This is a genomic window from Pseudomonas sp. H11T01 (assembly GCF_048515765.1).
Classification (GTDB): Bacteria; Pseudomonadota; Gammaproteobacteria; order Pseudomonadales; family Pseudomonadaceae; genus Aquipseudomonas.
In genome coordinates, this window is the sequence record NZ_JBLYED010000050.1 from 1 (window position 1) to 13,870 (window position 13,870).

At 58.8% G+C, this 13,870-nt stretch carries 13 protein-coding genes and 1 pseudogene; 5 read left to right on the top strand and 9 right to left on the bottom strand.

All coding sequences use genetic code 11. From position 1 onward, the window contains the following. Positions 1–112: 112 nt before the first annotated feature. Both ACN1C3_RS32910 and ACN1C3_RS32915 read left to right on the top strand, forming a co-directional pair. Entirely contained in the window at positions 113–250 is a 138-nt protein-coding gene (locus ACN1C3_RS32910; protein ID WP_419119911.1) for a hypothetical protein, read from the top strand. A gap of 528 nt (positions 251–778) precedes the next feature. Further along, a complete protein-coding gene (locus ACN1C3_RS32915) occupies positions 779–1,900 on the top strand; it encodes an RHS repeat-associated core domain-containing protein (RefSeq protein ID WP_419119899.1) in 1,122 nt (373 codons plus the stop codon). A gap of 98 nt (positions 1,901–1,998) precedes the next feature. Here the strand turns inward: ACN1C3_RS32915 and fdhA are convergent, their stop codons facing one another. From fdhA to ACN1C3_RS32955, 8 genes are all read right to left on the bottom strand, one after another. Next, a complete protein-coding gene (gene fdhA, locus ACN1C3_RS32920) occupies positions 1,999–3,198 on the bottom strand; it encodes a formaldehyde dehydrogenase, glutathione-independent (protein ID WP_419119900.1) in 1,200 nt (399 codons plus the stop codon). Between the two features lie 200 nt (positions 3,199–3,398). After that, entirely contained in the window at positions 3,399–4,256 is an 858-nt protein-coding gene (gene purU, locus ACN1C3_RS32925) for a formyltetrahydrofolate deformylase (protein WP_419119901.1), read from the bottom strand. Between the two features lie 140 nt (positions 4,257–4,396). Next, complete coding sequence (locus ACN1C3_RS32930; RefSeq protein ID WP_419119902.1) at positions 4,397–5,029, bottom strand: sarcosine oxidase subunit gamma; 633 nt, start codon at positions 5,027–5,029, stop codon at positions 4,397–4,399. Positions 5,030–5,163: 134 nt separating this feature from the next. Continuing rightward, positions 5,164–8,181: a sarcosine oxidase subunit alpha gene (locus tag ACN1C3_RS32935; RefSeq protein WP_419119903.1), complete on the bottom strand. Its 3,018-nt coding sequence runs from the start codon at positions 8,179–8,181 to the stop codon at positions 5,164–5,166. Further along, the gene (locus tag ACN1C3_RS32940; RefSeq protein WP_419119904.1) at positions 8,178–8,504 is read right to left on the bottom strand and encodes a sarcosine oxidase subunit delta; all 327 of its coding nucleotides are present in this window, start codon (positions 8,502–8,504) and stop codon (positions 8,178–8,180) included. The genes ACN1C3_RS32935 and ACN1C3_RS32940 overlap by 4 nt, the downstream gene beginning before the upstream one ends. Before the next feature lie 14 nt (positions 8,505–8,518). Continuing rightward, positions 8,519–9,769, bottom strand: coding sequence for a sarcosine oxidase subunit beta (locus ACN1C3_RS32945; RefSeq protein WP_419119905.1), 1,251 nt, complete (start codon positions 9,767–9,769; stop codon positions 8,519–8,521). A gap of 23 nt (positions 9,770–9,792) precedes the next feature. Beyond that, entirely contained in the window at positions 9,793–11,046 is a 1,254-nt protein-coding gene (gene glyA, locus ACN1C3_RS32950) for a serine hydroxymethyltransferase (protein ID WP_419119906.1), read from the bottom strand. A gap of 237 nt (positions 11,047–11,283) precedes the next feature. Continuing rightward, a complete protein-coding gene (locus tag ACN1C3_RS32955) occupies positions 11,284–11,493 on the bottom strand; it encodes a hypothetical protein (protein WP_419119907.1) in 210 nt (69 codons plus the stop codon). A 107-nt stretch (positions 11,494–11,600) separates the two neighbouring features. Here ACN1C3_RS32955 and ACN1C3_RS32960 point away from each other — a divergent pair, with 107 nt between their 5' ends. Further along, positions 11,601–12,641: a threonine aldolase family protein gene (locus tag ACN1C3_RS32960; protein WP_419119908.1), complete on the top strand. Its 1,041-nt coding sequence runs from the start codon at positions 11,601–11,603 to the stop codon at positions 12,639–12,641. A 258-nt stretch (positions 12,642–12,899) separates the two neighbouring features. Continuing rightward, on the top strand, positions 12,900–13,433 hold the full coding sequence (locus ACN1C3_RS32965; protein ID WP_419119909.1) for an REP-associated tyrosine transposase: 534 nt from the start codon (positions 12,900–12,902) through the stop codon (positions 13,431–13,433). A 117-nt stretch (positions 13,434–13,550) separates the two neighbouring features. On the opposite strand, the pseudogene ACN1C3_RS32970 reads toward ACN1C3_RS32965, so the two are convergent. Further along, positions 13,551–13,622 (bottom strand): annotated as a pseudogene (locus tag ACN1C3_RS32970) (hypothetical protein); the annotation flags it as partial. 102 nt (positions 13,623–13,724) lie between these two features. Here ACN1C3_RS32970 and tssD point away from each other — a divergent pair. Then, a partial coding sequence (tssD, locus tag ACN1C3_RS32975; RefSeq protein WP_419119910.1) for a type VI secretion system tube protein TssD occupies positions 13,725–13,870 on the top strand: 146 nt, incomplete at its 3' end.

Below are 13,870 nucleotides of genomic sequence, written 5' to 3' on the forward strand. Positions count from 1 at the left end.
AACGCCTGCCACAGGCAACCTCGGTTGAAGATTACGAAGCCTTGCTGCCTTGGAACTGCTCGCTCGCCTCGCCTCGCTAAGCGCGCCGCCTATTTTTGAATAGGTGGGGTTCATGGAGCGCTTACAAGAGATCCACTCCGACACAGTGATCCTCCACGACTTCGCCCGAGTCCTCGCCATCCCCCTGCGCGACGGCTGCGACCTGATGGACGTCATAGGTCGGCGCTTGCAGGCGCAGGCTTCGTCATAAAAAAGTAACGCCGATCATTCCCACGCTCCCGCGTGGGAATGTCGCCCGTCTATCCGAAACCCTTGACATGACGATGCAACCTGTAAGTTCTGACAGTAGACGACATATCATCCGGAGTTTATAACTTCAATCGGCAAGTTTCGTAACCCATGGACTTCATTTACTTAACCAATAACAAGGATATAGAAATGGCGACTCTCACCTATACCGCCTACCCAATGGATGGTATTCACAAGTCTGAATGCGGCGAGGTAGTAGCAGATACACTAGAAGAAGCAGAACGGAAAGTCCAAGCCCTATTCCCCTACCCCGTATTGGTCAAGTTGCCAGCATCTGCCGCTGACTATAACTCTCTAGCGTCCTTATACAATCAGTAAAAACAACAACTGGCTTTCGAAATCAACTAACTCCGGACAAACATCAAAAGCAAAAACCCCGCAGAACCTAGCAGTTCTGCTAGTAGGCAGCGTTGGCCAATTGAGTAAGAGTGAGGACCTGAATCGACGGACCTTCCAGGGAGCCCACCCCATGCCGACGAACCGCGAAATCCTGCTCTGCCGCTACCACTACGACCCACTGGATCGCCTGGTCGCTTGCTCACTATCGAAGCAAGCGAGCACCCAGCGCTTCTACCTGAAAAGCCGTTTAGCCACCGAGATACAAGGCTTGGTGCAGCGCTCGATCTTTCAGCACGACGATCAACTGCTGGCGCAACAACAGCGCCAGGGCGACACCGCTAAAACAACCTTGCTCGCCACCGATCAACAACGCTCGGTATTGAGCTCACTCGACGCGACGCAGCCTCATCCTCTCGCCTATACACCTTATGGTCATCGCGCCCCGGAAGGCGGCTTGCTCAGCCTGCTCGGGTTTAATGGCGAACGGCCGGATCCAGTGACCGGGCATTATTTATTGGGTAATGGATACCGGGCGTTTAACCCGGTGTTGATGCGGTTCAACAGCCCGGACAGTTGGAGTCCGTTTGGGGAGGGCGGGTTGAATGCGTATGCGTATTGCTTGGGGGACCCGGTGAACTTTTCGGACCCTAATGGACATATCGGTGGTTGGTCGTTAATCGCAAAAAATCTATCTAAAATAGTTGAAAACACTACTAAATCTACGACAGCCACGGCAAGGAAAACTACTAACTTACCGATACATAGGCCGTTTATGGGGAGAAGACTTTCCGAGCCTTCGGCCACAAACACCCAAGCGAGCAGCGTTCTTTCTTCAACTTCCAGTGAAAGCTTTGATTTTGTTGGATACCATGGTTCTACAACAGACCACGCTAGTAGCCTGACAGCCGGGTTAGATTCAAAACATATGGATAGCGTAGGTGGCCTCAGTAGCGGAAAAGGATTCTATGTGGCCCCCACTCGACAGATAGCAATAGACTTCTCGGAGGTCGCGGCCAGCTATACAAAAAATGGTACGCCCCAAGTGTTCGGGGTCTATGTTAAAAACTATAGATCCATGAGTCCCGGGCGCCATTACCGTTTTGGAACAATGGGAGAGGGAGGACTAAAATATAGAACACTAGATGAAATGGAAATTGTATTACGCGAATCCATTTATAGCTCTGTATCCATAAGAACACTCGACACAAGAAGAAAGTTGGTACTTCCCAGAGCTTCCGAGGCTCCTTTCTAACTGTTTCTAAAACCGCAACACAAAAAGTCGATATCTCACGCATACGTAAAGAATAAAAAGGGCGACACTTAGTCGCCCTCCTTTCACCTAAAACTTTCTTACGCCGCACTAAACAACTTATGCGGATCAATCACAAACTTCTTCGGCACGCCGGCATCGAACTCGCCATACCCACGCGGTGCATCATCAAGGCTGATGACTTCAACACCCACGATGTCGGCAATCTTGATCCGGTCCCACATGATCGCCTGCATCAGCTGGCGGTTGTACTTCATCACTGGCGTCTGGCCGGTGTGGAAGCTGTGGGATTTAGCCCAGCCCAGACCGAAGCGGATGCTCAGGCTGCCCATTTTTGCGGCGGCATCCACTGCACCCGGATCTTCGGTGACGTAGAGGCCAGGGATGCCGATTTTGCCGGCCACGCGGACCACGCCCATTAGGGAGTTAAGTACGGTGGCCGGAGCCTCGTGTTTCACGCCGTCATGGCCGTGACCGCGAGCTTCGAAGCCTACGGCATCGACGGCGCAATCCACTTCAGGTTCGCCCAACAGTGCAGCGATTTGTTCGTGCAGTGGGGTGTCTGTCGACAGGTCGGCGATTTCGAAACCCTGAGCCTTGGCGTGGGCCAGGCGGATTGGGTTGACGTCACCGATGATCACGACCGCAGCGCCCAACAGGCGAGCAGAAGCGGCAGCCGCCAGACCGACCGGACCGGCACCCGCGATGTACACGGTGCTGCCTGGGCCAACGCCAGCGGTCACTGCGCCGTGGTAACCGGTCGGCAGGATGTCGGAGAGGCAGGTCAGGTCACGGATTTTTTCCATGGCCTTGTCGCGATCAGGCAGTTTCAGCAGGTTGAAGTCGGCATATGGCACCATCGCGTATTCGGCCTGGCCACCGGTCCAGTCACCCATGTCGACGTAGCCATAGGCACCGCCGGGACGAGACGGGTTAACGCTCAGGCAAACGCCTGTGTGCTGCTCTTTGCACGAACGGCAACGGCCACACGCAACGTTGAAGGGTACCGACACCAGGTCGCCGATCTGCAGGTTCTCGACACCGCTGCCCTTCTCGATCACTTCACCCGTGATCTCGTGGCCCAGCACCAGACCGGTCTGGGCTGTGGTACGGCCGCGCACCATGTGCTGGTCCGAACCACAGATGTTGGTGGATACCACGCGCAGGATGACAGCGTGTTCGATCTTCCTGCCGCGCGGGTCCTGCATTTTTGGATAGTCGATTCTCTGTACTTCGACCTTGCCATTGCCGAGATACACGACACCACGATTTCCAGACATGCTTTCACCTCGCTGTTGTTTTTATGTAGCGGTCGCGTTGCCATGGAGCGGCAGCGCGTTGATTGCTCGGGTTTATTGCCTGTGGGTTTTGCGTTGTTTGGATCAAAAGATCGCAACCTTCGGCAGCTCCTACAGAAGCAAACCGCGATCGGCGTAGGAGCTGCCGAAGGCTGCGATGGGCTGCGCAGCAGCCCCAAAATCTAAAGAACGACGGTACGGTTCGCGTTGAGAAATACCCTTCGCTCAATGTGATAACCCACGGCCCGCGCCAACGTCAGCCCTTCGATGTCACGCCCTTTGGCGATCAAATCTTCGGGGTAATGACTGTGGTCCACGGCTTCTACGCCTTGGGCGATGATCGGGCCTTCGTCCAGGTCGTTGTTGATGTAATGCGCGGTGGCGCCGACCAGTTTCACGCCCTTGTTGTAGGCCTGGTGGTACGGCTTGGCGCCTTTGAACCCTGGCAGCAGGGAGTGATGAATGTTGATCGCCTTGCCGTCGAGTTTGCGGCACAGCTCCGGCGACAGCACTTGCATGTAGCGGGCAAGGACCACCAGTTCGGCACCGGACTCTTCGATGACTTGCCACACCTGACGCTCTTGCGATGGCTTGTCGTTCGGGTCCAGCGGGAAGTGGTAGTAAGGAATCTGGTGCCAATCCGCCAGGGGCTTGAGGTCCGGGTGGTTGGAGACCACCGCGACCACGTCCATGGACAGTTGGCCAATGCGCTGGCGGTAGAGCAAGTCGTTGAGGCAGTGATCGGCCTTGGAGACCATGATCACCACTTTGGGCCGGTGGTGCGGCGGTGTCAGTTCGAAGATCATGCCGAACGCGTCGGTCCGTTCGGCCAGGCCTGCGCGGAACGCCTGCTCGTCGAAGCCGTCGGGCTGACGGAATTCCACACGAATGAAGAAACGGCCGGAAAGCCGATCATCGAAGGAATGGTGCTCGGTGACGTAGCAACCCTGTTCGAACAGAAAACGGGTCACCGCATCCACCGTGCCCAATACGCTTGGGCAGTCGGCAGTCAAAATCCATGTGTCTGGGGCGCGGCTCATAGTGCGGTGACTCCTCATCTGTCGATCGTTCCCACGCTCTGCGTGGGAATGCAGCCTGTGACGCTCTGCGTCACCGCCGTAGAGCTGGACGCGGAGCGTCCGGGGAGGCATTCCCACGCGGAGCGTGGGAACGATCAACGTTAAGCCTGGACGCTAAGGCCGTATTCAGCCGCCGCATCCTGCAACCACAGCCACCAGTAATCGGAGAAGCTGCGGCGGATCACCAGTTCCCAGGTGTCTTCGGCGGTGTGGCGGATCACCAGTTGCGATTTGGCGAACACGGTGCCGACGGCTTTGCCCACCGGGAAGTTGTTGGGGTGCACGTCGTAGCTGGTGGACTTCATCAGCACTTCGCGGACTTTCGGGCCGCTCAGTTCCAGAAGTTGTTGGCCGCCGCTGACGTTGACGATGGAGATGTGCAGAGCACCCAGCGCTTCACGCAGTTTTTTCTCGGCAGCGAATTCTTGGCCAGTCGGCACGATCAGCAGCCATTCGTCCGGCCCCATCCATTGCAGGCTGGTTTCGCCCTTGGCGACGACAGTCAGGGCCACTGGCAATTCCAGGCCCAGGGCCTTGTGCACGCCAGCGGCGAACGCTGGGTCATGGCCGTCACCACGAATGGTCAGGTGGCCGAGGAGTTTCTTTTCACGCACGGTGACACCGGCGTTTTTGCGGCCCTTGCCCACCAGGCTGGCGAGGTCGGCATGATGCAGCGACGACTCGGCCTTTGCGCCGGTGGTTGGGCGCTGTTGGTAAACGTTGGCTGTGGTCATAAAGCACCTGTCTTGAATTCTGTTGTGCGACTGCGCGATCTACTGTGGGAGCTGGCTTGCCTGCGAATCAGGCACCGCGGTGTACCTGAAACACCGCCTTCGCGGGCAAGCCCGCTCCCACAAGGTCTGAGCTGTTAGATGTTCTGGCGATCGCCTTTCGGATCGAAGAACACCGAAGAAACGATTTCCGCTTCGATCACGCTGCCGTCGGCCAGAGGTGCGAAGACTCGCTCGCCCAGACGCTTAAGGCCGCCTTTGACCACACCCAGGGCAAACGAGTAGCCCAACGTACCGCAGGTGTAGCTGGAGGTGACGTGACCGACCATGCTCATCGGGATCGCTTGCTTGGTGTTGAACACCAGTTGCGCACCTTCAGGCAGCCATTTGGTCGGATCGATCGGTTTCAGGCCCACCAACTGTTTGCGTTGATCACGCACGCAGTCTTCACGGTTCATGCCGCGCCAGCCGATCCAGGAGAACGGTTTGGTCCGGCCAACACACCAACCCATGTTCAGGTCGTCCGGGGTCATCGAGCTGTCGGTGTCTTGACCGACGATGATGAAGCCCTTCTCGGCCCGCAGTACGTGCATGGTTTCGGTGCCGTACGGGGTCAGGTTGTACTTTTTGCCAGCCTCGACGATTTTTTCCAGCACGCCCATGGCGTAGTCGGCCTGCACGTTGACCTCGTAGGACAACTCACCGGTGAACGAGATACGGAACACCCGCGCCGGCACACCGCCGACCAAACCTTCTTTCCAGGTCATGAACGGGAAGCCGTCCCTGTCCAGATCGATGTCGGTGACTTCGCTGAGCAGCTTGCGGCTGTTCGGCCCGGACAGGGTCATGGTCGCCCAGTGATCGGTAACCGAGGTGAAGTACACCTTGAGGTCTGGCCACTCGGTCTGTTGGTAGATTTCCAGCCATTGCAGCACGCGTGCAGCGCCGCCGGTGGTGGTGGTCATCACGAAATGGTTGTCCGCCAGGCATGCCGTCACGCCGTCGTCGAACACCATGCCGTCTTCTTTGCACATCAGGCCATAACGCGCCTTGCCCACATCGAGCTTGGTCCAGGCGTTGGTGTAGACGCGGTTGAGGAACTCACGCGCATCCGGGCCCTGAATATCGATCTTGCCAAGTGTCGACGCATCGAGCAGGCCGACGCTGTCGCGCACGGCTTTGCATTCGCGTTTGACGGCGGCATGCAGGTCTTCACCTTTTTTCGGGAAGTACCATGGACGTTTCCACTGGCCGACGTCTTCAAACTCAGCGCCGTTCTTCACGTGCCAGGCTTGCAAGGCGGTGTAACGCACCGGCTCGAAGATATGGCCACAGTGACGACCGGCGACTGCGCCGAAGGTTACCGGCGTGTAGTTCGGGCGGAACATGGTGGTGCCCATTTGCGGGATGGTCACGTTCAGGGAACGCGCCGCAATGGCCAGACCGTTGACGTTGCCCAGTTTGCCCTGGTCAGTACCGAAGCCCAGTGCGGTGTAGCGTTTGACGTGTTCGACCGATTCGAAACCTTCGCGGGTCGCCAGTTCGATGGCGGCGGCGGTGACGTCGTTCTGCAGGTCGACGAATTGCTTCGGCGCCCGTGCGGTGGCTTTTTCGTGAGGCACCTGGAACAGCGCCAGAGTCGGCTCTTCCAGACGGCTCAGGGCTTTTGGCAACACGCCCTGGACCGCTTTGAACCCGGCTTCGCTGGCAGCGCGCACGCCGCCTTCAAAACCATCGGCCAAGGTGTCGCCGAGGCTGTACACGCCATTTACACCACCGACGCACACGCGTTTCTGCGGTGCTTCGCCCGGTACGAAACCGAGGATGTCTTCACGCCAGATCGGCTTGCCGCCCAAGTGCGAAGCGAGGTGAACCACCGGGCTGTAGCCGCCGGAGCTGGCCACCAGATCGCACTCCAGCCATTCGCCAGGACTGGTCACGGAGTGAGCTTTAACATCAATGGCCGCGACGCGAGCGGCGGTCACGTGTTTGCTGCCACGCGCTTCGATCACTGCGCTGCCGGTCAGAATACGGATGCCTTTGGCCCGTGCTTCTTCTACCAACGCGCCGCGTGGATTGCTCCGTGCGTCAGCGATGGCCACCACTTGCAGGCTGGCGTCGAGCCAGTCCAGCGCCACGCGATAGGCGTGATCGTTGTTGGTGGAGAGCACGAGTTTTTTGCCTGGCGCTACGCCGTAACGACGGACATACGTCGAGACTGCGCCGGCCAGCATATTGCCCGGCACGTCGTTGTTGCCGTAAACCAATGGACGCTCGTGAGCGCCGGTAGCCAGTACCACGCGCGTGGCGCGAACCCGGTGGATACGCTGACGCACTTGACCGATCGGTGCGCGGTCGCCGAGGTGATCGGTGAGGCGCTCGTGAATGGTCAGGAAGTTATGGTCGTGGTAGCCGTTAACCGTGGCGCGGGGCAACAGCACCACGTCCGGCAGGGATTTCAGTTCGGCGATAACGCTGGCGACCCAATCGGTGGCCGGTTTGCCGTCGAGGCTTTCACGGGAGTCGAGCAGGCTGCCGCCGAACTCTTCCTGTTCGTCCGCCAGAATCACTCGGGCACCGCTGCGCGCAGCTGCCAGAGCGGCGGCCAGACCCGCAGGGCCACCGCCGACGATCAGCACGTCGCAGTGACGGTTCATGTAGTCGTAGGTGTCCGGATCGTTCTCGGTCGGCGAACGACCAAGACCTGCGGCCTTACGAATGTACTTCTCGTAGGTCATCCAGAACGATTGCGGGTACATGAAGGTTTTGTAGTAGAAGCCCGGTGGCATCAGCTTGCCGCCGACCTTGCCGAGAATCCCCATCATGTCGTTGTTGACGCTCGGCCAGCCGTTGGTGCTGGTGGCGACCAAACCCGAGTACAGCGCTTGTTGAGTAGCGCGCACGTTAGGGATTTGCGTGGCTTCGGTGGCGCCGATCTGCAGCACGGCGTTCGGCTCTTCGGCACCGGCGGCAAAGATGCCGCGCGGGCGGGAGTATTTGAAGCTGCGACCGATGATGTCCACACCGTTGGCCAGCAGGGCTGCGGCCAGGGTGTCGCCTTCGAAGCCTTTGTAGTTCTGGCCGTTGAAGGTGAAGTTCAAGACTTTGTTGCGGTCGATCCGGCCGCCGTTGGACAGACGATTGATCTGGCTCATACCTTCTCTCCCAGACCAGTGGCGACTTTCGCCGTTTCTGTCTTACCGGTGAATTGCGGCTTGGTGCCGATCTTGTAGGTTTCGAGAATTTCGTAGGTCACGGTGTCACGGGTGACGTTGAAGTACTGACGGCAACCGGCAACGTGATCCCACAGTTCGTGGTGCAACCCGCGTGGGTTGTCACGGAAGAACATGTAGTCGCCCCACTGTTCGTCGGTGCAGGTGTTCGGGTCCAGTGGACGCGGGATGTGCGCCTGGCCGGATGCATGGAATTCCTCTTCGGAGCGCAGTTCGCCGCAGTGAGGACAGAAGATGTGCAACATAGGGATTTCTCCTGTTAGTGGGCGACAGCTGCAGCGCCGTGTTCGTCGATCAACGCACCGTTGTGGAAACGGTCGATGGAGAATGGTGCGGCCAACGGGTGCATTTCACCCTTGGCAAGGCTTGCGGCAAACACGTTGCCCGAGCCAGGTGTCGCTTTGAAGCCGCCGGTGCCCCAACCGCAGTTGAAGAACATGTTCGGGACCGGGGTTTTCGAGATGATCGGGCACGCATCCGGCGTGGTGTCGACGATGCCGCCCCACTGACGGTTCATGCGTACACGGGACAACACCGGGAACATCTCGACGATGGCCTGAATGGTGTGTTCGATCACCGGGTACGAACCACGCTGGCCGTAGCCGTTGTAGCCGTCGATACCGGCGCCGATCACCAGGTCGCCCTTGTCGGACTGGCTGATGTAACCGTGTACGGCGTTGGACATGATCACGCTGTCGATAATCGGCTTGATCGGCTCGGACACCAGCGCTTGTAGCGGGTGGGATTCGATCGGCAGACGGAAACCGGCGAGTTTGGCCATGTGCCCGGAGTTACCGGCAGTGACCACACCAACGCGCTTGGCGCCGATGAAGCCCTTGTTGGTTTCAACACCGATGCACACACCGTTTTCCTTGCGGAAACCGATCACTTCGGTCTGTTGAATCAGGTCCACGCCCAGGGCGTCAGCGGCACGGGCAAAGCCCCAGGCCACGGCATCGTGACGAGCCACGCCGCCGCGACGCTGAACGGTCGCGCCGATGATCGGGTAACGGGTGTTTTTCGAGCAATCCAGGTACGGAATCTCGTCCTCAACCTGCTTGGCGTTGAGCAGTTCGCCATCGACGCCGTTGAGGCGGTTGGCGCTGACCCGACGCTCGGAATCACGAATATCCTGCAGCGTGTGGCACAGGTTGTAGACGCCACGCTGGGAGAACATCACGTTGTAGTTCAGGTCCTGGGACAGGCCTTCCCACAGTTTCATCGCGTGTTCGTACAGGTGCGCCGACTCATCCCACAGGTAGTTGGAACGCACGATGGTGGTGTTGCGCGCGGTGTTACCGCCGCCCAGCCAGCCTTTTTCGACCACGGCCACGTTGGTGATGCCGTGTTCCTTGGCCAGGTAGTAGGCGGTCGCCAGACCATGCCCGCCACCGCCGACGATGACCACGTCATAGACCTTTTTAGGGGTCGGCGTGCGCCACATCTTCTGCCAGTTTTCATGGTGGCTGAGGGAGTGCTTGAAGAGGCCGAAGCCCGAGTAGCGTTGCATAGTCATTTACTCCAAAACTGCTCTCAGCGGTAAACCGGGAAGTCCGCGCACAGGGCTGCCACATTCTTCGCCACATCGGCCTCGACATCGGCATCACCGAGGTTGTCGAGAATGTCGCAGATCCAGCCGGCAAGCGTGACGCACTGAGTGACCTTGAAGCCGCGAGTGGTGACCGCCGGGGTGCCGATACGCAGGCCCGAGGTGACGAACGGCGACTGTGGATCGTTCGGTACGGCGTTCTTGTTCACGGTGATGTGAGCGCGACCCAAGGCGGCGTCAGCTTCCTTACCGGTGAGGCCCTGACGAATCAGGCTGACCAGGAACAGGTGGTTGTCGGTGCCGCCGGACACTACATCGTAGCCGCGTTTGATAAAGATGCTGGCCATGGCCTGAGCGTTGTCGATCACTTGTTGCTGATACACCTTGAAACCGGGCTCAAGTGCTTCTTTGAAGCACACGGCCTTGGCGGCGATGACGTGCATCAGCGGGCCGCCCTGACCACCAGGGAATACTGCGGACTGGAGTTTCTTTTCCAGCTCTTCGTTGGCACGGGCCAGGATCAGACCACCACGCGGACCGCGCAGGGTTTTGTGGGTGGTGGTGGTGACCACGTCGGCGTACGGCAGCGGGTTCGGGTACAGGCCAGCAGCCACCAGACCGGCGACGTGGGCCATGTCGACAAACAGGTAGGCGCCGACTTTGTCCGCGATCTGACGGAAGCGTGGGAAATCCAGAGTCTTGGAGTAGGCCGAGAAACCGGCGATGATCATTTTCGGCTTGTGCTCGACCGCCAGGCGCTCGACTTCGTCGTAATCGATCAGGCCAGTAGCGGTGTCGATGCCGTACTGCACAGCGTTATAGAGTTTGCCGGAGAAGCTGACCTTGGCGCCGTGGGTCAAGTGACCGCCGTGGGCCAGGCTCATGCCCAGCACGGTGTCGCCGGCCTGCAACAGGGCGAGGAACACCGCTGCGTTGGCCTGGCTGCCGGAGTGCGGCTGAACGTTGGCGTAATCGGCACCGAACAGCTGCTTGGCGCGATCGATGGCCAGTTGCTCGACCACATCGACGTGCTCGCAACCGCCGTAGTAGCGCTTGCCCGGGTAGCCTTCGGCGTATTTGTTGGTCAGGCCGCTGCCTTGCGCTTCCATGACGCGTTTGCTGGTGTAGTTCTCCGACGCGATCAGCTCGATGTGATCTTCCTGACGTAGCTCTTCGGCATTCATGGCCGCCAGCAGTGCATCGTCATAACCCTGGATTTGGTCTTGCTTGCTGAACATCGCGTCTCTCCCAGCGGCGGCGGTGCGCCATTCGTCTCGGTGAGGCCTCTGCCCTTAGACAGTGCCCTTTGGATGCGATGGTATGACCGGCGCAGACAGGCCAAATGCCTATGGACGCCACGCAAAGGTGCGTTTACGACATAGGGTGTGGGAGCGGGCTTGCCCGCGAAGCGAACACCGCGGTTTTTCAGGCATTACGCGTTATCGTTCTTCGCGGGCAAGCCCGCTCCCACAGGGTTATACAAGGGCTTCGCGCCTAGCCAGAAGCGCGAGGAAATGCATGGGATAGAGCACATACGCCCAACGGTGCATCGGCGGCGGCTGATAACGACTCATGGACCGCAATAGCAACAAACCGATCAGCGGCGCAGTCAGGCAGGTGGCGATACCCAGGATTGCGACACCATTGGCCTGCGCGGCAGCGTTGAACGGGGTTTGCACAGACACGCGCATAATCCCTCAAGTACTTTGCATTTTTCCTACAGCAACAGAGTGTGCGCTCCCCCGGCAATCTTGGTTAAAGTGTGCACCATCATCGACCACAGGATCCGGCCATGACCGATAAGAGCCAACAATTCGCCAGCGACAACTATTCCGGTATCTGCCCTGAGGCCTGGGCCGCGATGGAGGCGGCCAATCATGGCCACCAACGTGCCTACGGCGACGACCAGTGGACCGCCCGCGCGGCTGACGATTTCCGTAAGCTGTTCGAAACCGACAGCGAAGTGTTTTTCGCCTTCAACGGCACCGCGGCCAACTCCCTGGCCCTGTCCTCTCTGTGCCAGAGCTACCACAGCGTGATCTGCTCGGAAACCGCCCACGTCGAGACCGACGAATGCGGTGCGCCGGAGTTTTTCTCCAACGGCTCCAAGCTGCTGACCGCTCGTACTGAAAACGGCAAGCTGACCCCCGAATCGATCCGCGAAATCGCCCTCAAGCGCCAGGACATCCACTACCCGAAACCGCGCGTAGTCACCCTGACCCAGGCGACCGAAGTCGGCAGCGTCTACCGTCCGGAAGAAATCCGCGCCATCAGCGCCACCTGCAAAGAATTAGGCCTGAACCTGCACATGGACGGCGCGCGTTTCTCCAACGCCTGTGCGTTCCTCGATTGCTCACCCGCGGACCTGACCTGGAAAGCCGGCGTTGACGTGCTGTGCTTCGGCGGCACGAAAAACGGCATGGCAGTGGGTGAAGCGATTCTGTTCTTCAACCGTAAACTGGCCGAAGACTTCGACTACCGCTGCAAACAGGCTGGGCAACTGGCGTCGAAAATGCGCTTCCTCTCCGCACCGTGGGTCGGCTTGCTGGAAAACGACGCCTGGCTCAAACATGCCCGTCACGCCAACCACTGCGCGCAGTTGCTGAGCAACCTGGTGAAAGACATTCCCGGCGTGGAATTGATGTTCCCGGTGGAAGCCAACGGCGTGTTCCTGCAACTCTCAGGACCGGCCGTTGCTGCACTGACCGCAAAAGGCTGGCGCTTCTACACCTTCATCGGCACCGGCGGCGCACGCTTCATGTGCTCGTGGGATACCGAAGAAGAGCGTGTGAGGGAATTGGCGGCGGATATTCGGGAAGTGATGTCCTGCTAGCCGCCCTTCACCATGATCATTCCCACGCTCCGCGTGGGAATGCCTCTCGGGACGCTCCGCGTTCCTGCTTCACCGCCTACGTATAGCCGAACACCGTTGTGACGCAGAGCGTCACGGGCTGCATTCCTTTGCTCCGCGTGGGAACGATCTATAGAGGCGCGTCGCAATTTCCGACTTACTCCGCTGCGCTGTCGCCTAGCATCACCACACAACCCCGCTCACCCTGTTCATTCCCCCGCGCAGCAAAGGAATGCACCCATGGGCAGAAGCCGCTACACCATCACTGAACCCGACAAACCCCATTTCCTCACGTGCACCCTCATGGAATGGCTTCCACTGTTCATCCGCCCCTACATTGTCGATCACCTGATCGACTGCTGGCGCTATCAGCAAATGCATCAAGAGCTGCGCCTTTACGGTTACGTGGTCCTGGAAAATCATCTGCATTTCGTGGCCCAGTCACCCGATCTGGCCAAATGCGTCAGCCAGTTCAAATCGTTCACCGCACGACAAATCATCGACGATCTGCAAAGCAAAGGCGCAGAGCGCGCCTTGCAGCGCCTGCGCTTCAGCAAACGAGCTCATAAGCAGGATCGGGTTTATCAGCTGTGGCAGGAAGGTTCACACGCAGAGCTGGTTTACAGCGAAAGGGTGATGCGCGAAAAGCTCGATTACATTCATCACAACCCGGTGAAACGTGGGTATGTCGATCTCGCGGAACATTGGCGGTATTCCAGTGCTCGCAATTATTCAGGGATGGAGGGACTGATCGAGATTCAGCGGTGGTTCTAGGGCAATGATCGTTCCCACGCTCTGCGTGGGAATGCATCCCGTGACGCTCCGCGTCACATCCAGAGCGGACGCAGAGCGTCCATGGCGGCATTCCCACGCGGCGCGTGGGAACGATCAAATGCCACAGGCTTTCGGAATCAGCTTGGCCGCAGCAGCGTGGACGGTTTCGCCCGGTGCGAGGCGCGCGCTTCCGGCGAACTCACCCCATTACTCTATTTTCAGAATTGACCTACATAAATGCTCGAAACTCCTGCCGTAGACTGCTCGCCCTGACTACAAGGAGTGGTATTTATGGCTAATCATGGTTACCTGACCATCACCGGCAAGGCTCAAGGACTGATTTCAGCGGGTTGTTCAACCCAGGATTCTATTGGCAATAAGTTTCAGGCAGCGCACACGGATGAGATCATGGTGCTGTCTTACAGTCACGACATGGC